Source organism: Pedobacter sp. (genome assembly GCF_031119335.1).
Classification (GTDB): Bacteria; Bacteroidota; Bacteroidia; order Sphingobacteriales; family Sphingobacteriaceae; genus Pedobacter.
Genome location: NZ_JAVHXT010000001.1, coordinates 1 through 26,811, shown reverse-complemented (window position 1 = coordinate 26,811; position 26,811 = coordinate 1). Strand labels below are relative to the sequence as shown.

Annotated in this window: 23 protein-coding genes; 15 read left to right on the top strand and 8 right to left on the bottom strand. The window is 37.1% G+C overall.

From position 1 onward, the window contains the following. Nucleotide 1 precedes the first annotated feature (1 nt). Nucleotides 2-1,897 carry a DUF3857 domain-containing protein gene (locus REI64_RS00115; RefSeq protein WP_308848043.1) on the top strand — a complete coding sequence of 632 codons (1,896 nt, stop codon included), beginning with the start codon at nucleotides 2-4 and terminating at the stop codon, nucleotides 1,895-1,897. 174 nt (nucleotides 1,898-2,071) lie between these two features. Here REI64_RS00115 and REI64_RS00110 read toward each other — a convergent pair whose 3' ends face one another. Beyond that, complete coding sequence (locus tag REI64_RS00110; protein WP_308848042.1) at nucleotides 2,072-3,346, bottom strand: pitrilysin family protein; 1,275 nt, start codon at nucleotides 3,344-3,346, stop codon at nucleotides 2,072-2,074. Further along, a complete protein-coding gene (locus REI64_RS00105) occupies nucleotides 3,339-4,577 on the bottom strand; it encodes a pitrilysin family protein (protein WP_308848041.1) in 1,239 nt (412 codons plus the stop codon). Before REI64_RS00105 ends, REI64_RS00110 begins: the two co-directional genes overlap by 8 nt. A 540-nt stretch (nucleotides 4,578-5,117) precedes the next feature. On the opposite strand from REI64_RS00105, the gene REI64_RS00100 reads away from it, so the two are divergent. After that, nucleotides 5,118-7,025 (top strand): ABC-F family ATP-binding cassette domain-containing protein, encoded by a 1,908-nt coding sequence (locus REI64_RS00100; RefSeq protein ID WP_308848040.1) that lies wholly within the window; start codon nucleotides 5,118-5,120, stop codon nucleotides 7,023-7,025. Nucleotides 7,026-7,128: 103 nt separating this feature from the next. Here REI64_RS00100 and REI64_RS00095 read toward each other — a convergent pair whose 3' ends face one another. Then, nucleotides 7,129-10,968 (bottom strand): TIM-barrel domain-containing protein, encoded by a 3,840-nt coding sequence (locus REI64_RS00095; RefSeq protein ID WP_308848039.1) that lies wholly within the window; start codon nucleotides 10,966-10,968, stop codon nucleotides 7,129-7,131. A 210-nt stretch (nucleotides 10,969-11,178) separates the two neighbouring features. On the opposite strand from REI64_RS00095, the gene REI64_RS00090 reads away from it, so the two are divergent. After that, nucleotides 11,179-11,391, top strand: a complete 213-nt coding sequence (locus REI64_RS00090) for a hypothetical protein (protein ID WP_308848038.1) — start codon at nucleotides 11,179-11,181, stop codon at nucleotides 11,389-11,391. Nucleotides 11,392-11,444: 53 nt separating this feature from the next. Here the strand turns inward: REI64_RS00090 and REI64_RS00085 are convergent, their stop codons facing one another. Further along, the gene (locus tag REI64_RS00085; protein ID WP_308848037.1) at nucleotides 11,445-11,990 is read right to left on the bottom strand and encodes a DUF2892 domain-containing protein; all 546 of its coding nucleotides are present in this window, start codon (nucleotides 11,988-11,990) and stop codon (nucleotides 11,445-11,447) included. 85 nt (nucleotides 11,991-12,075) lie between these two features. On the opposite strand from REI64_RS00085, the gene REI64_RS00080 reads away from it, so the two are divergent. Further along, complete coding sequence (locus tag REI64_RS00080) at nucleotides 12,076-12,600, top strand: thioredoxin family protein (protein WP_308848036.1); 525 nt, start codon at nucleotides 12,076-12,078, stop codon at nucleotides 12,598-12,600. Nucleotides 12,601-12,613: 13 nt separating this feature from the next. Next, nucleotides 12,614-13,288 (top strand): uracil-DNA glycosylase, encoded by a 675-nt coding sequence (gene ung / locus REI64_RS00075; RefSeq protein ID WP_308848035.1) that lies wholly within the window; start codon nucleotides 12,614-12,616, stop codon nucleotides 13,286-13,288. A gap of 66 nt (nucleotides 13,289-13,354) precedes the next feature. On the opposite strand, the gene REI64_RS00070 is transcribed toward ung, so the two are convergent. Next, a complete protein-coding gene (locus REI64_RS00070; protein ID WP_097127375.1) occupies nucleotides 13,355-13,825 on the bottom strand; it encodes an Lrp/AsnC family transcriptional regulator in 471 nt (156 codons plus the stop codon). A gap of 140 nt (nucleotides 13,826-13,965) precedes the next feature. Here REI64_RS00070 and REI64_RS00065 point away from each other — a divergent pair, with 140 nt between their 5' ends. From REI64_RS00065 to REI64_RS00045, 5 genes are all read left to right on the top strand, one after another. After that, nucleotides 13,966-14,619 (top strand): metal-dependent transcriptional regulator, encoded by a 654-nt coding sequence (locus tag REI64_RS00065; RefSeq protein ID WP_308848034.1) that lies wholly within the window; start codon nucleotides 13,966-13,968, stop codon nucleotides 14,617-14,619. Further along, on the top strand, nucleotides 14,619-16,478 hold the full coding sequence (locus REI64_RS00060) for an Nramp family divalent metal transporter (protein ID WP_308848033.1): 1,860 nt from the start codon (nucleotides 14,619-14,621) through the stop codon (nucleotides 16,476-16,478). Before REI64_RS00065 ends, REI64_RS00060 begins: the two co-directional genes overlap by 1 nt. A gap of 1 nt (nucleotide 16,479) precedes the next feature. Further along, nucleotides 16,480-16,941, top strand: a complete 462-nt coding sequence (locus REI64_RS00055; protein WP_308848032.1) for a GNAT family N-acetyltransferase — start codon at nucleotides 16,480-16,482, stop codon at nucleotides 16,939-16,941. A gap of 50 nt (nucleotides 16,942-16,991) precedes the next feature. Next, nucleotides 16,992-17,477: a YdeI/OmpD-associated family protein gene (locus REI64_RS00050; protein ID WP_308848031.1), complete on the top strand. Its 486-nt coding sequence runs from the start codon at nucleotides 16,992-16,994 to the stop codon at nucleotides 17,475-17,477. Between the two features lie 380 nt (nucleotides 17,478-17,857). Beyond that, a complete protein-coding gene (locus REI64_RS00045; RefSeq protein ID WP_308848030.1) occupies nucleotides 17,858-18,346 on the top strand; it encodes a hypothetical protein in 489 nt (162 codons plus the stop codon). 73 nt (nucleotides 18,347-18,419) lie between these two features. On the opposite strand, the gene REI64_RS00040 is transcribed toward REI64_RS00045, so the two are convergent. Further along, on the bottom strand, nucleotides 18,420-20,687 hold the full coding sequence (locus tag REI64_RS00040) for a TonB-dependent receptor (RefSeq protein ID WP_308848029.1): 2,268 nt from the start codon (nucleotides 20,685-20,687) through the stop codon (nucleotides 18,420-18,422). 215 nt (nucleotides 20,688-20,902) lie between these two features. On the opposite strand from REI64_RS00040, the gene smpB reads away from it, so the two are divergent. The 3 genes from smpB to REI64_RS00025 all read left to right on the top strand — a co-directional run bounded on the left by smpB (nucleotide 20,903) and on the right by REI64_RS00025 (nucleotide 22,996). Next, a complete protein-coding gene (smpB, locus tag REI64_RS00035; RefSeq protein ID WP_308848028.1) occupies nucleotides 20,903-21,352 on the top strand; it encodes an SsrA-binding protein SmpB in 450 nt (149 codons plus the stop codon). Between the two features lie 91 nt (nucleotides 21,353-21,443). Next, entirely contained in the window at nucleotides 21,444-22,355 is a 912-nt protein-coding gene (fmt, locus tag REI64_RS00030; protein WP_308848027.1) for a methionyl-tRNA formyltransferase, read from the top strand. Between the two features lie 35 nt (nucleotides 22,356-22,390). Further along, a complete protein-coding gene (locus tag REI64_RS00025) occupies nucleotides 22,391-22,996 on the top strand; it encodes a hypothetical protein (protein WP_308848026.1) in 606 nt (201 codons plus the stop codon). A gap of 338 nt (nucleotides 22,997-23,334) precedes the next feature. Here the strand turns inward: REI64_RS00025 and REI64_RS00020 are convergent, their stop codons facing one another. After that, nucleotides 23,335-24,174 (bottom strand): aminotransferase class IV, encoded by an 840-nt coding sequence (locus REI64_RS00020; RefSeq protein WP_308848025.1) that lies wholly within the window; start codon nucleotides 24,172-24,174, stop codon nucleotides 23,335-23,337. After that, nucleotides 24,175-25,197: an RluA family pseudouridine synthase gene (locus REI64_RS00015; protein WP_308848024.1), complete on the bottom strand. Its 1,023-nt coding sequence runs from the start codon at nucleotides 25,195-25,197 to the stop codon at nucleotides 24,175-24,177. A gap of 187 nt (nucleotides 25,198-25,384) precedes the next feature. Here REI64_RS00015 and REI64_RS00010 point away from each other — a divergent pair, with 187 nt between their 5' ends. Together REI64_RS00010 and REI64_RS00005 are read left to right on the top strand one after the other, a co-directional pair. After that, nucleotides 25,385-26,377: a DUF6588 family protein gene (locus REI64_RS00010; RefSeq protein WP_308848023.1), complete on the top strand. Its 993-nt coding sequence runs from the start codon at nucleotides 25,385-25,387 to the stop codon at nucleotides 26,375-26,377. A gap of 63 nt (nucleotides 26,378-26,440) precedes the next feature. Next, on the top strand, nucleotides 26,441-26,800 hold the full coding sequence (locus REI64_RS00005) for a pyridoxal-phosphate dependent enzyme (protein ID WP_375141983.1): 360 nt from the start codon (nucleotides 26,441-26,443) through the stop codon (nucleotides 26,798-26,800). Nucleotides 26,801-26,811: the final 11 nt, after the last annotated feature.

Genomic DNA, 26,811 nt, shown 5'->3' with positions numbered 1-26,811 from the left:
CATGAAAAAACAGATCTATTTAGCTTCATTATTGGTGCTTGGGTTGATATCCGCGAAAGCGCAAAACATATACGACGCCAGTAAAATACCTGAGCAACTTAGGCAAGATGCCGTGGCTGTAGTTAGAAACGAAGAACAAGTTTACGACTACAAAAATCCCGGTTCTGGTACAATCAAATATAAAACGGCAATTACCATTTTAAGCAAAGCTGGCGATGGCTATGCCGAATTTGCGGAAGTTTACGATCGCTTTTCTAATCTCTACGGCATTAAAGCAGCTTTATATGATGCTAACGGTAAGAAAGTTAAAGATTACAAATCTTCAGACTTTAAGGATGAAAGTTTAATTTCCAGCTATACTATTTTTCAGGATGATAGGATTAAAACGCTAACATTTTCTAGCACTACTTATCCGTATACCATAGAATATAGCTATACACAAGATTTCAACGGCATTTTGACGCTTCCATCTTGGAGATCCCTCAAAGGTTATCACATATCCACCGAAAAATCTTCTTATACTTTTCAGAAAACTTCTGGATTAAATGTTCGCTTTTTAGGTAGTAGTGATTTGAAAACAGATTCTACATCAGTTAATGGCAAAACTTCATATTCATGGGTAGCCGCTAATGCACCTGCTGCAATTAAGGAGCCGCTGAGCACTGGTTTAGAGCAATTAGCAACCTGGGTAAAAATAGCTCCAAACCAGTTTGAATTCGACAGTTCTAAGGGAGATTTAAGCTCTTGGAATACAATTGGCGCTTGGATTTCAAAGCTTAACGAAAATGGAGATGCATTGCCTCCCGTTAAGAAATTGTTAGTCCAAGACTTGATTAAAGACGCTAAAACTGATAAAGAAAAAATGCAAATCCTTTATCATCATCTACAGCAAAACACCCGATATGTGAGCGTGCAGCTAGGCATCGGAGGTTTTAAACCTATTCTAGCAGAAAAAGTTGCACAGGTAAATTACGGCGATTGTAAAGCTTTATCTAACTATATGAAAGCCTTACTTAAAGAAGCTGGAATAAAATCGAACCTGATTGTGATTGGTAGCGGCATTCCGGAATTAAACAAATCGTTTTCGAGCATGGGGCAAGCAAACCATATGATTTTGGCAGTTCCATCTGCAAAAGACACCACGTTCTTAGAATGTACCAGCCAAAATTATCCGATGGGATATATAGGTTACGATAATTCGGATAGAAACGTACTGATGGTTACCGAAAATGGAGGACAGTTGATTAGGACACCGAAATACCGCAGCACAGACAATTATCAAGTGAGGAAAACAAGCATTCAGCTGGCCGAAGACGGACTAGCCACGGTAACAATCAAATCAAATTATGGTAGTGCACAGTACGAAGACAACCTGTCTAATCTGCTGTCTGAGCCAACTGAAGTTAGGAAAATAGCTGTACAAAGCATCGGCTTTGCCGATGCCGAACTGCAACAAGTAAAATTTGAGCAGACTGACAAGAAAGTTCCAGTTATTAACGAAGAAATAAGCTACAAAACGAGACAATTGTTAAGCAAAGGTGCAGATAAGCTGTTTTTAACCATAAATCAAATCAATAGAAAAGAAACAGTTCCTGAGAAAATAACGAACAGGAAAACAAATTTTAGTATACCTTTTGACTACGCCGACGATGATGAAATTATTTATACTTTACCTAAAGGCTTAAGCTTGGAGTTTATTCCAAAAGACGTAAAACTTACATCTGAGTTTGGAGAATATAGTGCTTCATTTTCTACACAAGGAAACACCATTGTATATAAGCGTACGCAGATCATGAATGCTAAAGTATTTCCAGCCGAAAAGTATAACGAATATGTTGATTTTTATAAGAAAATTTATCAGGCTGATAAATTAAAAGCCGTATTAACTAAAATATAAACCGAATAAAAAATCCCAGATAAATTTATATGGGATTTTTTATAATTACCAAAACCTTAAAAAAACTTGAGCTCAATGCGTCATTGCGATGCACGAAGCAATCTTAAAGCGACAAATTAATTGTACAACAATAATTATGAGATTGCTTCGTACCTCGCAATGACGACAGTTTTACTACTTCTTCCCAACCACTACCCTAGTCATCGCGTTCCAATCTAAATACTGGTTAGCAATAACCTTTAGGTGCTCGGCTGTTATGTTTTTCACCGTGTGGATGTAGTTATCGTAATAATCATAACCTAACCCAGCGAAATGAATGTTCTTGAATTTATCGGCGTGAGAAAAGGCATTCTCTAAGCTACCCAAAAGCGAGCCTAACATATAATTACGAACTAAATCCAGTTCTTCATCAGCTATCAAATCTGTTCTCAGAATGTTGATTTCCTTTTCAATTTCTGTTAGCGCACTGCCGCAAACATCGGCGCCAACTTCTGTAGCTAAAAAGAAGTAACCGGCTTGTTTTAAAGAAGCAATACCAGAGCCAATGCCGTAAGTATAACCTTTGTCTTCACGAATGTTCGCCATTAAGCGAGAACCAAAATATCCTCCAAATACACAGTTCAAAATTTGCAATGCCGGAAAATCCTCATGCGTACGATTAATACTCAAATTACCCATTCTAATGGCCGACTGTAAGGCTTCTGGTTTTTCGATATAAATATCTTTGCCACCATCTGCTACAAACTGAAAATCGTTTTTTGCTACCGCAGCGTTATTTTCCCAAGCACCACCAAAAACATTGTTTAGCACATCAAAATCTTGAGCCACAAATTTACCCGCAACGATGATGGTACAATTAACTGGTTGAAAAGCTGCCTTATAATAAACCAACAAATCTTGCTGTTGTAACTGGTCGTAATCTGCAGCGTTGATATCCGAACCATAAGCCGTATTCCCGAAAATAGCGTGTGCAAAGGTTTTACGAGCTAGGTAATCGTTCTTTTGCAAGCTTACCTGTAGTTTCTGCTTTTGGTTCTGCTTGTAAATATCCAGCTCATGCTGCGGAAAAATACTTTCATTTAATACCGACCATAAAATTGGCAACACCGATGGCAAATGTTTAGTAAGTGTATAAAGTGTAATAGTGGTATGATCTGCACCGTATTCGGTCTGCAAAAAGGCACCATAATAATCTACCTTTTCTGCAATTTGCATGGCAGTTAAAGTCTTTGTACCACTATTAATTAAACCATTTGCAGCTACTGCTTGCAAGGGTTGGCGCACATCCCAGTTTACATTTTCAAAAATAAACTCAATGCGTACCAATTCTGTTTCGCCAGCATTAATGGTATAAACAGGTATGCCGTTAGCCAAATTATTCGCTGTTGGCTTAATAAAATTGATATCATTTACCTGTCTAAAAGCAGGCGCAATTGTTCTGTTAAGCATTAGCTAAATAATATAAGGTTGATGATTTTTCTTTCTTAAACGTTTCTTGCGCCACTTGTTGAATTTGCTCTGGCTTAATGCTCAAGTACTTGTTAATTTCTACATTCAACAAATCAGCATCACCAAGTAGCTCATAATAAGCTAAATTCATGGCTTTGTCCAGCAAGTTCATTTCAGAAAACACCATAATCGATTCCGATTTGTTCTTCACTTTCGTCAATTCGTCTTCGCTAACTGGCGTAGAAGCAATCTTTTGAAGCTCAGCCCAAATGGCATTTTCTGCTTGCTCCATCGTAACGCCTTCTACCAATTTACCGTCTACAATAAATAAACCTTCGTCTAAACTGCTAGTGATATAAGCGTTAATTTCACTAAACAATTGCTGCTCTTTCAACAAGCTATTGAACAAACGCGAAGACTGTCCTTGAGATAAAATATCAGACATTAAATCGAAAACTTGGTAATTGTGATCCAATCTGGCAGGCATTTTAAACGTAACATAAATTGCGTTTAGAGGCACATCGGCGTTTACTGTTAAAGTTCTTGCTGTTGCTTGCACCGGTTCTTTTGGTAAATCTCTCAGGTATTTTTCTCCCGATGGAATTGGCTCAAACCATTTCTCTGCCAAGGCTTTTACTTCTTCCGTATCTACATTTCCTCCAACCACTAAAATGGCATTCTGCGGATTGTAATGTTTCTTGAAAAACGCTTTCACATCTTCCATTTTTGCATTTTCTATCTGTGCTAAATCTTGCCCAATAGTTGCCCAACGGTAAGGATGTTTCTCGTAAGCCAACGGACGTAACTTTAACCAAACATCGCCATAAGGTTGGTTTAAATAACGTTGCTTAAACTCTTCGCAAACCACATTACGTTGCGTTTCCAAACTCTTTTCAGAGAAAGCCAAGCTTAACATCCTATCACTTTCTAACCAAAAAGCAGTTTCAATATTTGCTGCAGGCAAAGTGATGTAATAATTAGTGATATCGTTGCTAGTAAAGGCATTGTTTTCTCCACCTACTCGTTGCAGAGGCTCATCATAACTTGGAATATTAATAGAACCTCCGAACATTAAATGCTCAAATAAATGCGCAAAACCCGTTCTTCCCTCCTCTTCGTCCCTTGCACCAACATCATAAAGTATATTTAAAACAGCCATTGGCGTAGTCTTGTCTTCGTGAACCAAAACTTTTAACCCGTTGGCCAGTGTAAAGCGATTGAAATTTACCATAGTCGGCAAAGATAAATGAATTGTTGAATTGCTAGATTGTTTTATTGTTGGAAGATTGTAAAGTTGAAAAACCTCGGCGTGTAAAAAGCACATTTAGTGTTGTTTTTTGAAAATGTTCTAATGAGTTTCATCGCTGCTGTTGCCCCACTATCCGCTGTAGTCCCTCGTTTGCAAACGCTCTCAAAAACTCTCCCCACGCTCTCTCGGGGCTGCCGCTACTATTGGGTTTATCTAACTTAAACCTACGCACAGCACTTACAAACAAGGAGCAAAACCGACATAGTTTAATTTTAGCGCAGCATTTTGTTGACTAAACCTGATGACAGTGGTTATACTTTCCGATAATTAACTTGTCATACCTATAGAAGCATGTTTTCCTTTTAAAATACTTCGACAAGAATAACAGTATCCAACAAAAAGATTAGAATCTAAAAGCGGGACTGATATTTAACAGAACTACAGTCAATGCTTTTCTAAATATTAGGCAATTACCTAATCTAAAATCGTATATCGTAAATCTATTGCTATCTTTGCGCCACAATGATTTCTATTAATAACCTTAGTTTTTTAATTGGCTCTAGGGCCTTATACGACGAAGCCGATTGGCATATTAAGCCGGGCGACAGAGCTGGATTGATTGGTGCGAACGGAACTGGAAAGTCGACCTTGCTGAAAATAATTGTTGGCGAATACGCACCTTCATCGGGCAGTATTTCGATGGCCAAAGATTTACGTATTGGTTATTTGAACCAAGATTTGCTTTCGTACGATAGCCACAACCCGATTTTGCAGGTAGCAATGGAAGCTTTTGACCGCCAAAACAAGCTACACGAAGAAATTGAGGAACTTTTAAAGGTTATAGAAACTGATTATAGTGAAGATGTTTTAAACAAGTTAGCCCAAAAGCAAGAGCAATTTGAGGCTTTGGATGGCTATAACATTGAGTACCGTGCTAACGAAATTCTGGCTGGTTTAGGTTTTAGTTCTGAAGACCAAAAAAGACCTTTAAACACCTTTTCTGGCGGTTGGCGAATGAGGGTAATGTTAGCAAAAATTCTTTTGCAAGACCCCGATATTTTGCTACTAGATGAGCCTACCAACCACATGGATTTGCCGTCTATTAAGTGGCTAGAGACCTATTTAGCCAGTTTTGAAGGCGCTATTGTGATTGTTTCTCATGATAGGTATTTCTTAGACAAAATCATTAACAGAACGGTAGAGAGCCGTAAAGGAAAACTAACTTCTTACGCTGGAAATTATACTTTCTATCTGGAAGAAAAAGAATTGAGATCTGAGATACAACGCGGTGAGTTTAAAAACCAGCAAGCGAAAATTAAGCAGGAAGAGCGTTTAATTGAACGTTTCAAGGCAAAAGCGAGTAAGGCTAAAATGGCACAATCTCGTATGAAAGCTTTAGATAGAATGGAGCGTGTGGATGATGTTGATGACGACAATCCTACGGTAAATTTTGCTTTTAAATTCTCGAAACCATCTGGTCGACACGTAGTGCGTTTGGAAAACATTTCTAAGAGCTACCCGAACATCGAGATTTTAAAAAATGCCGAAGCTGTAATTGAAAAAGGTGACAAAATTGCTTTGATTGGCGCCAATGGTAAAGGTAAATCTACTTTACTGCGTATCATTGCTGGCACCGAGAAATTTGAGGGCAAGTGCGAAATTGGCCATAATGTAACGACCACTTTCTTTGCGCAGCACCAGTTGGAGTCACTGCACTTAGACAATGCTATTTTAGAGGAACTACAAGCTTTTGCACCTAAACATACGGATACCGAATTACGTGGTATTTTGGGCTGTTTCTTATTTACCGGCGATGATGTTTTCAAGAAAATAAAGGTATTATCTGGAGGTGAGAAGTCGAGGGTGGCACTGGCAAAATCGTTAACTACAGACAGTAATTTCTTAATTCTGGATGAGCCTACCAACCACTTGGATATCCAATCGGTGAATATTTTAATACAGGCTTTACAACAATACGAAGGAACGTTTATTTCTGTTTCCCACGATAGGTATTTCCTAGATAATGTGGCGAACAAGATTTGGTTCATCGAAGAAGATAAAATTAAGGAGTATCCTGGAACTTACGCTGAGTTTGAAGAATGGGATTCGAAAAGAATTAAACCTGTTCCAAAAGCAATTCCGGTGAAACCAGAGGAAAAGAAACCTGTGGTTAAAGAGCCTGTTACCGCAAACGTACAGCAACAATTAAAAAAACTGAACGAAAAATTAAAGCGTACAGAAGATGAGATTGCGGTGTTTGAGCAGAGTGTTAAAAATTGCGAAGCTGAGCTAGCAAAAGAAGAAGTTTTTAGCAATCAGCAAAAGCTGGATGAGGCTAATAAGAAATATTTGTCTGAGAAAGCTTTGTTAGATGCAGCTCAAAATACTTGGGAAGAATTGGCTGCCGAGATTATGGAGCTAGAAGGGTAATGCCTCTTGTCGTCATCGCAATTGCGAGGTACTAAAGGATGTTATAAAAAAAACCCTTGTGCTTATCCAAACACAAGGGCAATCTATATTCAAACCTAAAATTTTAAAATTGTACTACGTTCAAAGCCTTATCTACCAACAAACCTTCGTTAGCTTTCAATCCGAACTTCACATTGCGTTTTGCTTTTAGCTTTATCGTAAATAGTATTTGCGAACCACTCAACGTTGCTTGATTGCCTACATTCACAAACGTTGGATAAAGCACTTTACTCCTATCCGTATGCAATCTATCGTAAGTTAAGTTCTCCATCTTACCCACATTTGCAGCTTGTATATTTACAAATTCATAATCCTCCGCATCGTAAGGCAAAGCAAAGCTCAAAGCATTAACTGCTGATAAGCCATCTCCTTTAACTTGTATCTCAATAGTTTCGCCTTTATTATAGCTTTGTTTATTCGCACTTAAAACCAGCTTTCCTGCAATTTTTTCTTCTTTGTTGATTTTAGCTTTTCCTTCAATTTGTGTAGCGACTACCGAAATATCATAAGCGTCAATCAATCCGTTTTTATTGATATCCCCATTGCTGATATAACCTTCAAAATCCCCATCGCCTTTGCGCAAACCTGTATAGTTCATGTACGAAGTAAGGTCATTTCTATCCAACACTTTATCATTATTGATATCGCCTTGCAAATAGCTTTCTGTGCCTTCTACTTTGAAAACATACAATTCCCTGCCCGAACCGAAATCGCCAGTAGCTTTTGTTACCACAATTTTGATGTAGCGAACCGATGGTTTTTCTGCAAAAGCAATATTTTTTGGTTTATCGTTTCTAGCCCATGTAAAAGGTTTAGCTTTCGACCAGTTCAGCTTATCGCTGCTGTAAGCAATGGTTCCTTCTAGTATATTGCCATTCCCCCCACCCTGACGTGGCAAATATTGAATTTTCTCTAACTGATTTACGGTCTTCAAATCAATCAACATATCAAACGGAACTGCTTTAGTGCCCCATTTGGTATGCCACATATCACTTTCATCAAAATTGAAGAGTTTGTTGATACCTTCACCACCTTGGTTAGGAGCAGATGTTTCAGCCACAATACCTTTAATTGCAAATTCTAATGGGTCGTTTTTAGTGGTAGCAGCAAAGGTCGACCATTCCGATTTACCATCTTTATTTACTGCTCTAATTTGAAATTGATAATCTGTTTCTGGCTTTAAGCCTTCAAATAGCAATTCGCTTTCCTTAATGGTAGAATAAAGCATACCATCGAACTTAATCTCGTAATAATCGGCATTTGCCTTTTTATCCCAAGTCGGTTTTAAGGTGTAAGCTGTTGCATTTTCGATATTAACCTTTGCTAATGGAGCAGATAATTTACCGCTTGAAGCTAAATAACGATTAACTGGATTGTAAATATAACCGTTTACCGTAACTGTAACATCAGTTTTTGTTACATCAACAGCATCAAGTTTTACCAAAACCTGCGGGCTTTTAGTGATCGCTACGTTTTCAAAGTCACTACCCTTAGTGCTGTGTTTATTTAGGTTTGGTGCTGCATCATAAAAATAAGCATTGCTGGTTTTTAGCCAAGCATTGTAAGATGTCACTTCTTTCAGCGCAACCGTTTTAGTTCCTATTTTAACAGTGATGCTTTTCGGTTTAGCGGTGGCGTTTATCTTCAACTCTGTAGATTGCATCTTCTCAAAACCTTCGAAACTACCTTTGGTTGGCTTAATGGCTAAAACTGCTACTTGCTTGTCTAACTTACTTTCAATTAAAGTATGAGTTCCTTTTTTGCCTTTATAAGCTTCAGTTGTACCATCATCATCATATAAAGTAAAGCTTGTTTTACCTGCCGGATAAAACTCTAAAATACGCAGTTTTTTATTGATTTCTTTCGGATTGTTTGATGGATTGCTTAACGGAATAATAGCACCTGCTTTCACAAACACTGGCAATTTCCAAATCGGTGTTTCAAAGTTATTGATGATACGATTTCCTTCATATTTCTCTCCCGTGAAATAATCTATCCAAGTACCCTCTGGCAAATAAATACCATTACGGATATCGTTACCCTTTTCATCTATTTTTGTTGCCTGATAAATTGGCGCCACTAAAAGACTTGGCCCGTACAAAAACTGATATTGCGTAGCTGTTCCGTTGGTATAAGCATTTGGATATTCCAGGAACATTGCCCTAATCATTGGCAAGCCAGTTACAGCTTCATTTGCGATGCTGTAAGCATAAGGCATCAACTCCGATTTTAATTTCAAATAGTTGCGATTAATAGATGCTGCAGGTTCGCCCAATGCGTGAGGATATTTTTCGTTACTTCCCCAACCATCCATATTCAACTGCATTGGTGTAAATGTTTTCCATTGAAAATCACGCACATTTACAGCAACGTTCTTACCTCCAAAAATGCCGTCCATATCTGATGAAATATTCGGCTGCCCCGATAAACCGGAGCCTAAATAAGTTGGAATATGGAAACGAATGTACTCCCATTGTCCACCGGTTTGGTCGCCCGACCAGATACCTGCGTAACGCTGCGTTCCTGCCCAACCATCTAACGAAATAATAAACGGACGAGCATCATTACCATATTTTGGCATAATCTGCCCAACATCGGCTACGCCATTTAAACCAAATGAATAACCTGCGCCAACCCAAGCCACATCCGTTTTTAAAACACGAACACCCGCGTCTTTTACTTCTTTAACAATATCACGTTGTAGCAAAGGAGAAATTCCAGCTTTTGGATGTAAATCTGATTGTGTCCATAAACCAATTTCTACGCCATTTTTACGAGCGTAATCGCCGAAGTTCTTTAAATTAGCCATATTGCTATCCAAGGTTGATGTTTGGCCATAACCAGCTCCGTAACCATCGTTTGGCAATATCCAGCCCAAAGGCATGTCGTGTTTTTTATAGCGGTCTATTACTCCTCTTGCCGAAAACTGATAATTGTTTTTTTCTCCGTTTAACGTTTCTTTAATTCCACCGTTATCTTTTTGACTTTCTTTGTAACGTTTACCGTCTTCAAATAAAATCCCTTTCTCGTCTATAGCCCAATAATCTCTGTTGTAAGCATTCAAATGTCCTTGGTAAAAGCCAAATTTTGGCATTAATACAGGATTTCCAGTTAATTGATAAAAACTATTCAGCAGAGGAACAGCACCATCGCCGACCATAAAAAACACATCTAGATAATCTGCTTCGTGATATAATTTCACTTCCCCTTTATCTTTTGCACCGAAATCGTATCTACCTTTTTTGAAGGTATACCACATCATCCCGTAGCCAGCGGTAGACCAATAAAATGGTGTTGGAGAAGCTACTCCGCCGTCCGTCCAGCTATTTTGGTTTTCTATAGCAATGCTTTTCCCTTTATGCGAAAATCGGCCATTTTGTACACCACCGCCGTAGAAGTATTCGTTGGTGTTTTCTTTTAACGTCAAGCTCACCTTATCTTTTTCGAACAAGACAGGCTTTGCGAACTCCAATACCGTTGCCTTAGTATTTTGGTTAATGACTTTAAACAACTGGCTTTGTTTATCAATTTGTATAGTAGTAGTTCCCGAAGAAATAACTATCTGATTTGCAACATCACTAATAGCCAATTTACTTAGAGGTTTTCTTGGGTTATTTACCAATATCTGTGCTTCGGGTTTAGCCTGTGGAGCTCTCATTTCGCCACCAGCGTTATCTTGAAATAATCTGAAGATATTTTCACCATAGAAATCAACGAGCATCTTCTTTCCATCAGCATATATAAGCTCTACTGTGGTTTCGTTTATTTTTTTAGCAGATTTTATAACATCTTGATTTTTAGCAATAGGTAATTTTGCGCTAATCGCTTGAAAATTGCCGAGCATCAAAATTGCGACTAAAAGGACAGTCCATTTGTTTGATTTGGCATGGATAAGGTTGGTCATTTGTGGTGTTGATTAAGCTATTTCTATTTGGTTTCGTAATAATTTCATACAGTAGCGATAAACCAAAAATATAACTTTTAGCATCTCCTTTCGAAGTTAAAACAGCGCAAACGTTTGATTTTAGCAATTAACAAAAAGATAACAAATTGTTAAAGCTTACTTTCCGTCTTTTTGAGCTAGCTTCTATAATTTAGGAGAAAAATAAAACTTATGAATAGTTCAAGTATCGAAATTACGGAAAACGAATATTGCATCAAGTTAAGCAAAGACACTTTTGACTTATCGCTAATTCGTCAGTTGATTAAACGCATCCAGGCCGAAGAGTTGTTCTTCAGTAAAAAAAGAATGGAAGATGATGATGATTTGTTGAGCAGAACAGATGCTGCTTACGAAGAAAATTTTGACCGTTTATGCGACAAATAAAAAGAGCTAATTCCTTATCGGCATTAGCTCTTTTTTTAAATTTTAATTCTCTTCTATCTGTGTCCGTAGCGCACTTGTTGTTGCTTATCTAACATACCCAGCTGGTCTTTCATTTGCTTAATCTGGTCAGCCAACAATTTGTTCTTATCTGCCTTTTTAGCTTCTGTTAAATACATTTGAGCTTCGCGTTTATTGCGTTTTCCCATAGCAATACCTGCTAAACTCAATTTTGCTAAAGCAACATTATGGTCCATATGCAAACCTAAGTTTAAAGCTGCTTTGAAATATTTTTCAGATTTCATTGGTGCTTTTCTAGACTCCATTAAACCTAATAATAGATTATAATAACCAAATTGCATTTTGTTTAATTGTTTCTCGTAGTTGGTAATTCTCGCCAAAAAAGCTTCTGCTTTAGGCATATTATCCTTACGCAAATACCATTGTGCAATCAGCATATTTTCATTATAGAAATAAGTAACGAAAACAAAAATGCTAATGAATACTGTTGGAATACCCCAACCCCAATAACCGAAGATAAAAAGTGCAACTGCTGCACCAAGTAAAGCAAAGCCTATAATTAGGCGTACTAAATTTGACATAGTTTTTCAATATTTCTGCAAATATCGGTTTTATATAGCAGAAAATAGCGATTTAATTTATAATTTCAGCAAAAATTAGATAGCCATGAAATACGCATTTACCATTATACTAGGGTTATTTTTCGTTTCTGCGAATGCCCAAGAAATCAATAAAAAATTAGAAGACCAGATAAAACATAAGCAAATCATGTTAAACGAGTGCTCAAGAGAGGGTTTGGTAGAATTCCCAGAATTTAAAGCTAGCTACGATGCCAACTATGAAAATTACAAAGTAGATTCTGCATCTGTACCTCAACTGGAAAAATTGATTAAAGGCAAGAAAATTAAAGTTGTGCTGGGTACATGGTGTGGAGATAGTAAATATCAAGTACCAAACTTCTTAAAAGTAGTTGATGCCGCTAAAGTAAAAGAAACTGATGTTACTTTTATTGCTGTAGATGGCGCAAAAAAAGCAGAAAATGGTTTAATTGATGGACTTGACATTCAACGTGTACCTACGTTTATTGTATTTGATAAAAAAGGAAAAGAATTAGGTCGTATCATCGAAAATCCTAAAAAAAGCTTAGAGCTAGATTTAATTGACATCCTGACTGTAAAAAAATCGAAGTAAAAACAATATAACAATGGCTGTAGATTTAGAACCAGGTTGGCTTAAAGTATTGGAGGGCGAGTTTGAACAGCCTTACATGAAGGCGTTAAAAAACTTTCTTCAAGAAGAGAAACAAGCTGGTTTTACAGTTTTCCCAAAAGGTTCTGATATTTTCAATGCGTTTAAGCACACACCTTTCGAAAAGGTTAAGGTCGTGATTTTGGGGCAAGACCCTTATCACAACATCGGACAAGCACATGGTTTGTCTTTCTCCGTACAAAAAGGTATCGTTCCGCCTCCTTCGCTAAAAAATATCTATAAAGAACTGGCGGATGAATTTCCCGATTTCAAAACACCTAACCACGGCGAACTAACTGCTTGGGCAGACCAAGGAGTGCTGTTATTAAACGCAACGTTAACCGTTAGGGCACATACCGCTGGTTCGCATCAAAAAAGAGGATGGGAACAGTTTACCGATAAAGTAATTACAGAATTATCTGCAAAAAGGAACGGCATAGTATTTATTTTGTGGGGCAACTACGCTAAACAAAAGGAAGCATTGATAGACAAAGGCAAACATTTTATCATTAGCTCTGCACATCCATCGCCGTTTTCTGCCTATAACGGCTTCTTCGGTTCGAAGCCTTTTTCTAAGACCAACGAAATCCTCAAAAAAGAAGGAAAAGAAGAGATTGATTGGACCCCCTAACCCCCTAAAGGGGGAATTGCCAAAGTTGGCGAATATGCAGAAGTCCCCTTTAGGGGATTTAGGGGTTTAATACTCCAATGGCACAATCGGTTCTTTCTTTGTCGTAGACATAATCATCATCGTCTGGAAAGTTTTCACTACAGAAATCTTACTGATTTTATCCATAATTAAACGCTCGTACGATTTGATATCGCTTACATAAACCTTCAATAAGAAATCTGCCTGACCAGTTACATGATGGCATTCGGTTACCTCTTTGATTTGGTTTACTTCATCTAAAAAGATTTGGATGGTATTGTTTTTATGGAAATCTAGCTGAATTTGAATAAAGGTTTTGATACCCAAACCTAATTTTTCTTCATCAACCAAAGCGTGGTAGCTTTTAATATAGCCAGACATTTCCAGCTTACGAACACGCTCTAAAGTTGGCGCTGGCGACAAACCTATTTCTTGCGAAAGCAGTAGATTGGTAATTCTACCATTTTCTTGTAATAACTTTAAGATTTTGAAATCGATTTTGTCTAATTCTAATGCCATACCTTTTTATTTGAATTGCCCAAAGGTATAACAGAAAGGCTAACTCACAAAATTTTATTCTAAAATTAATGTAAAAATTTAGCGAATATTTTATATTAAAATTTTTAGATTTGTCTAAACAATAAATTAGAAAGCCTAAAATGCAATCTTATACCGAAGAGAACTATCTTAAAGTAATTTACCATTTGTCGGAGGCTAATCATCCGGTACAAACCAATGCCATTGCAGAGCGTATACAAACCAAAGCAGCGTCGGTAACCGACATGATTAAGAAGCTTTCGGAAAAAGAGTTGGTAAATTACGTGAAGTATCAAGGAGTTACTTTAACGGAAAAAGGTAAGCTCACTGCCATCAACATTGTTAGAAAACACCGCTTATGGGAGGTTTTTTTGGTAGATAAACTCAACTTTAAATGGGATGAAGTGCATGAAGTAGCCGAAGAACTGGAACACATTCAATCTAACTTGTTAATTGAGCGACTGGATGAGTTTTTAGATTTCCCAAAGGTTGACCCACACGGCGATCCAATTCCCGACAAACATGGCAATTTCGCAGAACTTGCTTTTGTTAAATTAAGCAAACTCAATTCTGGAGATAAGGGAACCATCACAGGAGTGAGCGAACACTCGTCTTCTTTCCTTAAACATTTAGAAAAACTAGGTTTAACCTTAGGCAAACGTATAGAAATTATTGAAGTTTTAGAGTTTGATGGTTCTGTAGAACTTTTTGTAGAACAACAAAAAACGAATATCAGTAGAGAAGTAGCCAAACATATTTTAATCACCAAAAACTAATGGCAGAGAAGCAATCCTTAAGCGAAGTACACCAGAGCGTAGCTACCAACCAGAGGAAAGGTTGGCGCAGGATATTGGCTTTTTTAGGACCTGCATATTTAGTAAGCGTTGGCTACATGGACCCTGGAAACTGGGCTACAGACATTGCTGGAGGTAGTAAATTCGGCTATCAGCTTATTTGGGTGCTGCTAATGTCTAATTTAATTGCACTGCTTTTGCAATCTTTAAGTGCTCGTTTGGGTATTGTTAGAGGATTAGATTTAGCACAAGCATCAAGAAACACTTATCCGAAATGGGTTAATTTCCCATTATTTGTGTTGGCACAAACAGCTATCATCGCCTGCGATTTGGCTGAAATCATAGGTATGGCCATCGGTTTAAACCTACTTTTCGGTTTACCGCTCATTTGGGGTATTTCCATTACCATTTTCGATACCGTACTATTGCTTTTCTTGCTCAACAAAGGCATGCGCAAAATGGAAGCTTTTATTGTTTCTATGGTGTTTATCGTGGGGCTTTCTTTTCTGGTAGAGATGTTCATTGTAGAACCATCATTAAAGGAAATAGCCAAAGGTTTTGAACCTTCAATGCTTAGCGGAGAAGCACTTTACATTGCCATTGGTATTATTGGTGCAACGGTAATGCCACACAATCTGTACTTACACTCTTCTCTAGTGCAAACCCGAAAATTTGAACGAGATAGTAAAGGAATTAAGGAAGCCATTAAATTCAATTTTATTGATACCGCAGTTGCTCTTAATTTGGCATTTTTCGTTAACGCAGCCATCTTAATTTTAGCCGCAGCAGCGTTCTACAAAAACGGTTTTCACGAAGTTGCCGAAATACAAGATGCTCACGAACTACTGACCAATATTTTCGGAAATGTGGCTCCTGCCCTATTTGCTATTGCATTAATTGCTGCAGGACAAAGTTCTACCGTTACAGGTACACTTGCGGGACAAATTGTAATGGAAGGTCACTTAAACTTAAGGATACAACCTTGGTTAAGAAGATTAATCACACGTTTGCTCGCCATTGTTCCTGCATTTTTCACTATCCTTTATTTTGGTGATGATGCTTTGGGCGGATTATTAATTCTAAGTCAAGTAGTATTGAGTTTACAGTTAGGCTTTGCTGTAATCCCTCTAATCCACCTTAACTCTGATAAAAAAGAGATGAAGGAGTTTGCCATTAAACCTTGGGTAAAAATATTGGCTTGGTTAAGTGCTGCGGTTATTGTTGCATTGAATATTAAACTCGTTATAGAAGAAATTGACGGTTGGATGGCCTCTTCAGACGCTTGGTATATCTATGTCATTGTACTACCAGTGGCTGTTCTTGTAGCTTTATTACTAGCGTATATTTTCATCTATCCTTTTGTTGGTAAAAAACAGCGTATTGGCAATGTGCCGCATGGCGATGCTTTGGCAATTGGAAACGTCGAAAAAATCAATTACGAACGCATTGGCATCACAGTAGATTTTTCTGAAAACGATAGAAAAACCATTCGACACGCTTTGATACAAGGCGGAAAAGATGCACACTACTACTTAATCCATGTGGTAGAAACCGCAGCTGCCCGTTATCACGGTAAAACTGCAATGGACCATGAGACCCAATCGGATATTGACAATCTGAAAAAATACCAAGAAAATTTAGCAGAATTAGGTTATCAAGCTACACCACATATTGGCTTCGGAGGTACTGCAAAAGCCATTGCCGATATCAGTAACTCAAATGAACTGGAACTTTTGGTAATGGGTGCTCATGGTCACAAAGGTCTAAAAGATTTGATATTTGGTACCACTGTAGATTCTGTAAGACACAAAGTGGATATTCCTGTATTGATTGTAAGGTAAAATGGAAGGATTAAGAAAATTACAAGCCCACGATGAAATCCCTTTTCAACTGTTATTGCTTGCCGATGAAACTGTTGAGGCAATAGAAAAATACATCTACAAATGTGACGTATTTGTTCTAAAAAAAGATGGCTTGTTAATTGCCGTTTTCGCATTATTGAAAGTTGACGAACACGAAATAGAAATTAAAAATATTGCAGTAGACAACAATTTGCAAGGTCAGGGGATTGGCAGTCTATTGCTTTCAAACATAAAAGCCATAACAAAAGAAACTTTCTTTAAAAGGATTATAGTGGGAACACCTGATATTAGTCATTTACAAATTAATTTCTATGAAAAGAACGGCTTCGTTAAATGCGGTATTAGAAAGAACTTTTTTATAGAAAACTATAAGCTACCTATCATAGAAAATGGCATCCTATTAAAAGATATGCAGATGTTAGAATATCTTATTGAGCAATAAACTATATTTATTTTGTAAATACTATTTTTTGCACTACTCAAATCAGAAAATTGACACATTCTTTCAAAGCTTTTTTGGAAATCATCGGCATAAACCCTTTTGTATTTATTCCGAATGAGATATTGATACAGCTTTTTTCAGCTTACGGAAAAGATAAAGGTCATATCCCTGTCTGCGGTAAAATCAACGCGAAACAGTACATTCAAACATTAATCAAATATCAAGGCGAATGGCGTTTATATATCAACACCACCATGCTAAAAAACTCTCCAAAACGAGTTGGAGAAGAAATTAGTGTTGAAATTCAAATCGACACCACAGACCGAACTTTAACTCCTCACCCAAAACTGGTAAGAGCACTAAACGAAAATCCAACTGCTAAAGAAGTATTCGAAAATTTAACCCCATCCAAACAGAAAGAAATCATCAAATATATCTCCTTTCTAAAATCTGAAAAAAGTATTGATGAAAATATTGAAAAAGCAATTGGCTTCTTGCTAGGTAAAAATCGCTTCATTGGAAGAGATAAGCCTTGATATAGCCTTCCCTTATCTAAAATTATATCCAATCTTCGGAAATTGTAATTCCAAAATTCTTATCGGTGGATTTGTAATTCTTACTTAAAAACCATTCGAATATTTAAAGATTTTATACCAGTTTTAAATACATCTGATAGTCGATTTCATTTCAGATTAAAAGTGGAATACATTTTTTAAGTGTACCGTTCATCAATGAAATGGTGTCTTTACGTACTCCGTATGTATTGGCATTTTATTAATAATAAAAACACGTAGAAATATTAGGTTGGCATCAAAACAAGGTACAATCAACAAAATTTAATTTATTTTTCTAGATTAGCATCATTTTTAAACTCAAGTTAAGTCAACTCTCAAAATAGCAAGAATACTGACACTCAATGACGGCAACAAACATCACAACGCATAGAAAACTGATAAGGATTTCAGGCACAATCTTAATCAATAAAGATGTAGAAGGTGTATTCAATTTTTACGCTAACCCAAGCAATGACCATCTGTGGCGTACAGAAATAAATAAAAGTACATTGGATGGCGAGCTTCAGTTAGGTGTAACAGCGGCCGAGTACTCATACTTATCTAAAAAAGCTCCAAACAATCTATTGGAAATGAAATGCACTCAGTTTAACAAAAACAAAATTGCAATTTTTGAAACACTACAAAGCGAAAAATTTTACTTAAAAAGCGAAAGAATAACAAATTCCTTACCCGACCTTACTACAGAAATAACTTACAAACTTGAATTTGACAAAAACATTGTAAAATTTGCCACAGGTATTAGCTTACCAATTTTTCTAATTTCATGGAAAGCAAAAGACGACCTAAGAAAATACTTACAACAACTAAAAAAGTATATTGAAAAGGATTAATAATGTGCTGACAATTAATTAATAGAGAATAGAATACTTTAAAACTCACTTTTTGGAATCCACAATTAAAACCCTACCTCAAATTATACCTCAACCCAAAGAAACCTCTAATTCCTTGGTTTGGTGCATATACATAACTTGGGTCAAAGGTTAAACCATAAGGATTGGTTGCAGGGTTTACTACAGGTTCGCCAGTTACAGGATTAAAACTTCCAGGTTCTCTATCAAAAGGGTCGTTCGCTCTGGCAATAATAAAAGGATTATTTCTAGTTGGTTTAAAGTTCAGTATGTTTTTAACGCCACCATAAACTTCCAAATTTTTAAACCCACGATAAGTAAACTGGATATTCTGTAAACTCCAAACCGGCGAGTTGGGTTGGCGTGGGTCAAATTCGTTCAACAAAGGCAAGCGCATTGGTCCGTAAATATTACCAGTGTAGTCAATTCCCAAATTTAGCTTGTTAATGAGGTAAGAAACCGACCAAGTTCCCATCCACTTCTCCGTTAATATTTGCTGAGTTTTAACATTATCTTCTACCAAACCAACATCTTGCAAAGTGATACCAGCATTCAATTTCAGCCCAAAATTTAAGCTGACATCTAAATTTCCAGTTAAGCCTTTGCTTACTGCATAACCGTCTAAATTATCGTATATAATCTGGTTGGTATTGGTTTCGTAATCTGCCACAATGCGGTTAGTAAAATGCGTATAAAAAGCAGACACATCAAACGTGAATATATTACCGTTGTCAGCATAAAGTTTCTTTAAGTAATTCAAATTCACATTATAGGTTTTCTCGGGCTTCAAATCGTTTTTAATAATTACATCCCTTGCTCCTGTTAGCGCAGCGTGGTCTTCTGTAAAAATATTCACCACCCTAAAACCAGTTCCAGCATTTAACCTTAAAATACTCATTTCATCGAAATTGATTTTATAAGCAAAGCGTGGTGTAAAGATATTGCCGTGGTTAGAATTGTAATCATAGCGCATGCCCAACAACACCGAGTGCTTTTGAGCTAGCTTAATTTCATCTTGTACAAACAAACCTGGCAAGTAAGTATTTTCTGGTTGTGAGAAGGTTGCAGGAGTATTATCATCATAAAACGTATAACGAAAGGCCGCACCAAATAGTAAATCGTGGTTATTAATTTTCTTATCCCAAGTGAGCTGCGAGAAAGCAATATTTTGTTGAGCAATGTAAGATGTCGTTCCATATCTACTATCCTGATTATGGTTCGTTAATGAAAAAGCAAAGAACATCTTTTCCTTAATTGGTAACTGGTAGTTTCCTAAAACTTCGAAACGTTTGGTATAAATACTTTCACCATAAACTTCGTCGCCACCTCTGAATTGCTTGCTCCAATTCATCTCTCCGCCCCATCTATCTTCATATAAAAACCTACCGGCTAATGAAAACAAACGATTTTCCTTTCTGCTAAAATTCCATTTTTGAAAAACAGAAATGCGGTCCTGCAAGGTGACATCAGTAAAATTATCGTGGTTATAGTCCACTTTGTTTCCATATTTAAAATAATTCAAACCGGTCAGCACATTCACTTTGGGGTGGATTTTCGCTTTGAAACCTAAATCAAGATTATGCTCTAAATAACTTGTAGTCATAAAATCGGCACTTAAAGAAGGTGCTTTACTTACATCTTTAGTAATGATATTGATTAAACCACCAACAGCCTCGCTACCATACAATGAAGACGCTGGACCTTTAACCACTTCTACCCTTTCTACTAGGGAATTCGGAATTCCAGACAGCCCGTAAACCGTAGATAGGCTACTCACAATGGGCATTCCGTCAATCATTACCATTGTATATGGGCCTTCCAAGCCATTGATGTGGATATCTCCAGTATTACAGATATTGCAATTGAGTTGAGGGCGAACACCGTTGATATTTTGCAATGCATCGAAAATACTTGGTGTTGGATTTTTCTGGAAGAATTTAGCCGTGTAAATCTCTACCGGAACAGGGCTTTCCAAACGATTAACCTCCTTCTGTGTTCCCGTAATTACTACCTCACGCAAATCTTCCTTCTGCTCAATCAAATTGAAAGCCAGCACAGTATCCGAAGAAATGTCAATCTTATTTACTTGTGATTGGTAACCTATAGCCGTAATTCTGATTTGATATTTACCTGCTTTTAACGCTACGAACCCAAATTCTCCATCGATATCTGTTTGTGTAGAGCGTTGCAGTTCTATCAAACGTAAACTAGCTTTTGGAACAACAACTCCGTTGCTCTCTACTTTTCCTTTTAGGATAAAATCTTGAGCTAAAACATTAGTTAACAACAAACAAAAGGCAACTGCAAGTAAAATCTTCTTCATTTAATTAGCTTTACAAAAATATAAATTTAGACAAATCTAAAAATATATTTATAAAAAATAAAATCTATTTTTAGCCGCAATAAAACATTAAAACATGTTATTAAAACGCGATACAACTTCTGGACGAATGAGAATATCTTTGGTATTTTACCACATCCTGTATTTTTCAGCAATTCTACAATTAAACAATTAAGCAATTAACCTATCTTTGCACCATGCCTAACGATATACAGATAAAGAATAAGCGAGCATATTTTGATTACCATATTTTAGATAAATATGTAGCCGGAATTGCTCTGCTTGGCACAGAAATAAAATCGATAAGACAAGGAAAAGCCAACATAACCGATGCTTTTTGCACTTTTATTGGGGGTAGCCTTTATGTAAGAAATCTTCATATTTCAGAATATAGTCACAGCTCATTTTATCATCATGATATTAAGCGAGACCGCGTTTTACTTTTGCAAAAAAAAGAGTTAAGGAAAATTAGGATTAAAGGCGAAGAGAAAGGTTTCACCATTGTTCCGCTTCGTATTTTTATTAACGAGAGAGGTTTTGCAAAAATTGAAATTGCACTAGGACAAGGTAAAAAGGAATTTGACAAACGTGATAGCATCAAAGAAAGAGATGGCAAACGTGAGTTGGATAGGGCGATGAAGTTTTAACCCCTAAATCCCCTAAAGGGGACTGACCAAAGTTTGAAAACAATAAATCCTATTTCCCCTTTAGGGGCTAGGGAGTAAATTTATTAAATACATGAAAATAGTTTTTATGGGTACGCCCGATTTCGCAGTAGCTTCGTTAAATGCACTGAAAAATGCGGGTTTTGATATTGTGGGTGTAGTTACTGCAGCAGATAAGCCTGCTGGCAGAGGACAGAAGTTAAATGAAAGTGCCGTAAAAAAATATGCTGTAGAAAATGGCTTGAAGGTTTTACAGCCTTTAAAACTGAAAGACCCTGAATTTATCAGCGAACTAAAATTGCTAAATGCAGATTTACAAGTGGTAGTTGCTTTTAGAATGCTACCAGAGATTGTTTGGAACATGCCAGCAAAAGGCACCATTAATCTACATGGTTCTTTATTGCCTCAATATAGAGGTGCTGCACCTATTAACCATGCCATTATCAACGGAGAGAAAGAAAGTGGTGTAACTACTTTCTTTTTAAAGCAAGAAATTGATACTGGCGATGTGATTTTATCTGCAAGTACTCCAATTACAGAAGACGATACTGCGGGTACACTTCACGACAAGTTAATGAATATTGGGGCAGAGCTGATTGTAAAAACGGTTAAATCTATAGAAGAAGGCAATTACAAAGAAGTGCCGCAACCAATGGATACCGAACTAAAAGCTGCTCCGAAAATCTTTAAAAACTTCTGCGAAATTAACTGGAAGCAGGACAATCAAACAGTTTACAATCACATTAGAGGTTTAAGCCCTTACCCTACTGCTTTCACTTTTTTAAATGAAAAAACGTTAAAGGTTTTTAAGGTTGAAAAGGAAAATGTAGTGCCAACTATAGAAGCTGGAAATTTCGAAACAGATGGTAAGACTTTCTTAAAATTTGCTACCAACAATGGCTACATTAAACTATTAGAGATACAATTAGAAGGCAAAAAGCGTATGCAGGTTGATGAGTTTTTAAGGGGCGTGAGGTTGGGTTAATTGATGAACTGGTTAACTGGTTAATTGAAACCTAAATGAACGAAAATCAAAAAGGTGCTTTAGCAGCGAAAAAACATCAAATACAGTTGCGTATTAGGGTTGATGATTTTATAGACAGGCATTTATTAAATTGGCTGGAAATTTATGAAACTATCTTATCTTGCAATATTGACTATGAGCTCGTACAATTGGCAAACGTCGCAGAAGAGGAAATTATTTTTTGGGAAAAGGCCTTAGCAAAAGCACCTTTTAACACTTATAATTTCGACACTAAAAATCTAAATACCGACGAGGAAAAAAGTATTTCCGGTATACTTTACGATATTTATCCTTCTACCTATCCGCTAAGATTTATGCCTAGCGATATCTTACCTTATTTGATTTCGGATAAAGCGGAGGAAATTATAACTGATTTTGCACAACAACTGGGATTGAGCTTAAACCAAGAAGTTTACTTGATGTATTTGTACTACACACCAATTGTAAAATTAAAACTGAAGGATATTATTGCTTACGCTCCGCAGCTTTATGATTTTCCGATGGAGGATATTTTAATTGCTGCAACAAGTTTTGATTGGATTATTTTCCGTTCGATGGAGGATGAATGGCGATTTTGCCGAAGAACTACCAAACTGAGTTAATTAAACCTTATTGCAGCGGATGCCGATTTTCATCGGCAGAAGCGGAAAGAAGGACTGTTGTTAGCGACGAACTCAAGACATTGTTTTTCAAAAAATCTAAACCTTTCTTAAAGATTACTTTCCCGAATAATCCTATCGTGTGGACACAAATATTGGAAAATGTTGTTTTCCTCCCCCTGCCCTCCCGAATAGTCGGGACAGGCTCTCGGAGAGGGGGATATGCAAATGCTTAGGCACAGTGTGTCCCCCTCTCCGAGGGGGATTCAAGGGGGAGGAACGAGATGTGTCCACACGATAGAAATAATCGGGATAAACTATTACTTGCAATGACGAATTGGCTAGATAGACTGATTTAACCAGCCGCTAAACGCCCTTGCTACTTCATTAAAATACCGCTTACGACCGTAGCCCATCACCCATCTCACACCACCAATGGCATTGGTTAGGAAAACTTCTTCGGCTTCGTTTAATATTTGCGGATTAATTTGTGCTTCGATTAAAGGCAATTGATGTTGTTTAGCTAGCTGCATAACCACGTTACGCATTACACCACTAACGCAACCTTCGGAAAGTGCTGGTGTATAAATCTGGTTTTGATAAACTACAAAAAGGTTTGAACTGGTACTTTCGCACAAAAAACCATTTTGGTTTAATAGTAAAACCTCGTCTAAGCGATGTTGTTTTTGGTAGATTGCAGCCATTACAAAAGGTAGGGAATTAGTAGTTTTATAGTTGGAAAGTTTGTTTATAGGCTTGGCTATTTCATCGTAAACATCTACAATAATTCCTTTTTTATTCAGTTCGTAGCTAGCCGTTTCCAGAGGTTTAACTTCTAGTAGATAGCCAACTTTGTTGGTTTCGGGTGTGTAAAGTCCTTCGCCCTGCCTATAAATGGTTAAACGAAAACGAGCATTGCCACTAATTTTATTTTTACGTGCTAATTCGGCTGTCTTCTGCTTTAAGAAATAGTCGTCTAGCAGGTTGTAGCCGTCCATTTTTAAGGCCTTCATTGTAGCTCTAATCCTATCGGCGTGTAGCTCTGGAAATTTCAACTTACCACTACACATCCGCATAGACTCGAAAAAGCCATCGCCAAACTTAAAAGCTCGGTTGGCAGCTTGTAAAATAGCCGTATCGCTAGTAAAAAACTGGTCGTTAAATAATATGTATTGCGACATTTATGCGATATAGTTACGCCATTTATTTAAAACTGCTTCAAAATCTGCCGGCATTGGCGCCTCGAATTCCATATACTGTTGTGTTGTTGGGTGAATAAATCCCAATGTTTGCGCATGTAATGCCTGACGGGGCATCAACTCGAAACAATTGGCCACAAATTGCTTGTACTTAGAGAACGTAGTTCCTTTTAAAATCTTATCGCCACCGTAAGTTGCATCACTAAAAAGTGGATGACCTATGTGTTTCATGTGTGCCCTTATTTGGTGCGTACGGCCCGTTTCTAATTGGCAACTCACCAAAGTTACGTAGTTTAAGCGTTCTAAAACTTTGTAATTGGTTACCGACCATTTGCCCTTTTCCTCATCGTCGTACACATCTTGGATAATCCTATTTTTTAGGCTTCGCCCGATGTAACCTTCTATTCGTCCATCGCTTTCGATATCGCCCCAAGCCAAAGCTAGATATTTACGGGTAATGCTGTGGTCAAAAAACTGTTTCGCCAATTTAGTCATGGTGATTTCGTTTTTGCTGATGAGTAGCAGTCCAGATGTATCTTTATCTATACGATGCACCAAACCGGGGCGGCCATCATTTCCTGGTAGTGTTGGTAATTGCTCAAAATGAAACGCTAGTGCATTTACCAAAGTTCCAGTATAGTTATTAAAACCAGGATGCACAACCATTCCGGCTGGTTTGTTTACCACCAACAAATCATCGTCTTCGTAAACAATATCAATTGGAATATCTTCTGGATAAACTTCTGTATCGCGTGGGGGCTGTGCATAAACTATCGATATTTCGTCGAAAGGCTTTACCTTATAGCTAGCTTTAATCTGTTGTTTATTAACCAGCACATTTCCAGCATCAATGGCATTTTGTATTCTATTGCGTGACGCATTTTCTATACGGTGCATCAAAAACTTGTCAATTCGCAACAAAGACTGTCCTTTATCTACGACAATATTAAAATGTTCAAATAAATCTTGTTCCTCTTCTTCTTGCCCTATTGCGAAATTTTCCATGTTGCAAAAGTAATTCATCAAAAATGATATTCCTAAAAAACAATTTGGCTTATTTGTTGTAGTGTAGTTGACGAATTAATGATGTGTGTATGAAAAACTTCTCCGAGAACTTTAGGATTGTAATTAATTTTTTTCCTTATTTGATTAGAAAGATATATTTTCGTGTCTGATAATCAAACAAATAAACATGGAAAATAAATTTAGGGCGTTGAGGAACATGGTGTTACTTAGCGCTTTTTTTATGCCGTTAAGTTTAGTGGCACAAGATGAAGTTGGCGACGTTTTTAGAGGAAGCCCACAAGATGCCGGTAAATTGGCTGGTGCCTATCTCTTACCTGCAACTACCGGTTTTGGTCTGGGCTTAAATTCTGGATGGTATACGTCGGCAAAAGCGAAGGGAACTTTACGTTTCGATTTGCGCATAACTGGTACGGGCGCTTTCGTTCCCAATAAAGACAAAAACTTTGATGTTGGCAAATTAGGTCTAACTAGTATGAGTCCCGTTGCTGGCTCTAATCCGATTAGCCCTACAATTGCTGGTCCTAAAACTGATGGCACTAAGATGCAAGTCGGTAACACAGTAGATCCTTCCAAACAATTTAATTTGCCTGATGGAGTTGGTTTAAATATTATCCCATCTCCGCAAGTACAACTTACAGTGGGTTTGCCGAAAAACATTGATGTTTCATTCCGTTTTGTACCTACAATAGATCTTGATGATGTTGGTAAAGTAAATCTATTTGGAGTTGGTGCCAAAGTTGAACTTTTACCAATCATACTTGGCAAAAAAGAAAAATTATTACCATTTGATTTAGCGGTGGCTTTTGGCTATACGCAATTAACATGGAATATTCCTTTAGAAGTTGGTACTAACCCAGATCCTAATCAAAATATCGATATTAAATTATCTGGCATTAGTACAGATGCCATTATTTCAAAAAGACTGTCGGTATTCACTCCCTTTTTTAGTGTAGGTTACAACAAGTCTAATACAGATATTAGAGCTTTAGGAACATATAATTTTGATGGAGAAGTACATAAAGATCCTTTTCAAATTAAAAGAGATGATGTAAATGGTATGAGAGCCTCTGCAGGTTTCCAACTACACTTGGGTTTCTTCAGATTATACACATCTTATACCCAAGCTACATATGGTTACGTAAACGCTGGTATAGGCTGAGGAATCGGAAAATAAAATTTTCAACAACGCTTAAAAAAGCTTCTCTTTGGAGAAGCTTTTTTTATGCAGTTACCCAGCCCAATACATCAGATTACTTACAACAATAATTCTTTTTCTGTTAAGAGGGATGATTTGATTGATCCCTTTGTATCTGGTAACAAATGGCGTAAATTGAAATACATCCTGCTAGATGCTGCTGCTAAAAACAAAAAGCACTTAGTAACATTTGGCGGGGCTTACTCGAACCATTTATTGGCTACCGCAGCAGCCGCTGCAAAACGTACACTAAAAGTTACTGCTTTTGTAAGAGGTGAAGAAGTTGAAAACCCTATGCTATCGCTTTGCAAAATATTCGGCATGCAATTGAAATTTGTGGATAGAGACAGCTACAGAAACAAAAGACGTTTATTTGAAAAGTTTTAAGGAACTGATGA

Bases quoted from the DNA above. Each gene is read 5' to 3' on its own strand.
- REI64_RS00115 (WP_308848043.1), top strand. From the start codon at position 2: ATGAAAAAACAGATCTATTTAGCTTCATTATTGGTGCTTGGGTTGATA.
- REI64_RS00110 (WP_308848042.1), bottom strand. From the start codon at position 3,346: ATGCTTAACAGAACAATTGCGCCTGCTTTTAGACAGGTAAATGATATC.
- REI64_RS00105 (WP_308848041.1), bottom strand. From the start codon at position 4,577: ATGGTAAATTTCAATCGCTTTACACTGGCCAACGGGTTAAAAGTTTTG.
- REI64_RS00100 (WP_308848040.1), top strand. From the start codon at position 5,118: ATGATTTCTATTAATAACCTTAGTTTTTTAATTGGCTCTAGGGCCTTA.
- REI64_RS00095 (WP_308848039.1), bottom strand. From the start codon at position 10,968: ATGACCAACCTTATCCATGCCAAATCAAACAAATGGACTGTCCTTTTA.
- REI64_RS00090 (WP_308848038.1), top strand. From the start codon at position 11,179: ATGAATAGTTCAAGTATCGAAATTACGGAAAACGAATATTGCATCAAG.
- REI64_RS00085 (WP_308848037.1), bottom strand. From the start codon at position 11,990: ATGTCAAATTTAGTACGCCTAATTATAGGCTTTGCTTTACTTGGTGCA.
- REI64_RS00080 (WP_308848036.1), top strand. From the start codon at position 12,076: ATGAAATACGCATTTACCATTATACTAGGGTTATTTTTCGTTTCTGCG.
- ung (WP_308848035.1), top strand. From the start codon at position 12,614: ATGGCTGTAGATTTAGAACCAGGTTGGCTTAAAGTATTGGAGGGCGAG.
- REI64_RS00070 (WP_097127375.1), bottom strand. From the start codon at position 13,825: ATGGCATTAGAATTAGACAAAATCGATTTCAAAATCTTAAAGTTATTA.
- REI64_RS00065 (WP_308848034.1), top strand. From the start codon at position 13,966: ATGCAATCTTATACCGAAGAGAACTATCTTAAAGTAATTTACCATTTG.
- REI64_RS00060 (WP_308848033.1), top strand. From the start codon at position 14,619: ATGGCAGAGAAGCAATCCTTAAGCGAAGTACACCAGAGCGTAGCTACC.
- REI64_RS00055 (WP_308848032.1), top strand. From the start codon at position 16,480: ATGGAAGGATTAAGAAAATTACAAGCCCACGATGAAATCCCTTTTCAA.
- REI64_RS00045 (WP_308848030.1), top strand. From the start codon at position 17,858: ATGACGGCAACAAACATCACAACGCATAGAAAACTGATAAGGATTTCA.
- REI64_RS00040 (WP_308848029.1), bottom strand. From the start codon at position 20,687: ATGAAGAAGATTTTACTTGCAGTTGCCTTTTGTTTGTTGTTAACTAAT.
- smpB (WP_308848028.1), top strand. From the start codon at position 20,903: ATGCCTAACGATATACAGATAAAGAATAAGCGAGCATATTTTGATTAC.
- fmt (WP_308848027.1), top strand. From the start codon at position 21,444: ATGAAAATAGTTTTTATGGGTACGCCCGATTTCGCAGTAGCTTCGTTA.
- REI64_RS00025 (WP_308848026.1), top strand. From the start codon at position 22,391: ATGAACGAAAATCAAAAAGGTGCTTTAGCAGCGAAAAAACATCAAATA.
- REI64_RS00020 (WP_308848025.1), bottom strand. From the start codon at position 24,174: ATGTCGCAATACATATTATTTAACGACCAGTTTTTTACTAGCGATACG.
- REI64_RS00015 (WP_308848024.1), bottom strand. From the start codon at position 25,197: ATGGAAAATTTCGCAATAGGGCAAGAAGAAGAGGAACAAGATTTATTT.
- REI64_RS00010 (WP_308848023.1), top strand. From the start codon at position 25,385: ATGGAAAATAAATTTAGGGCGTTGAGGAACATGGTGTTACTTAGCGCT.
- REI64_RS00005 (WP_375141983.1), top strand. From the start codon at position 26,441: ATGCAGTTACCCAGCCCAATACATCAGATTACTTACAACAATAATTCT.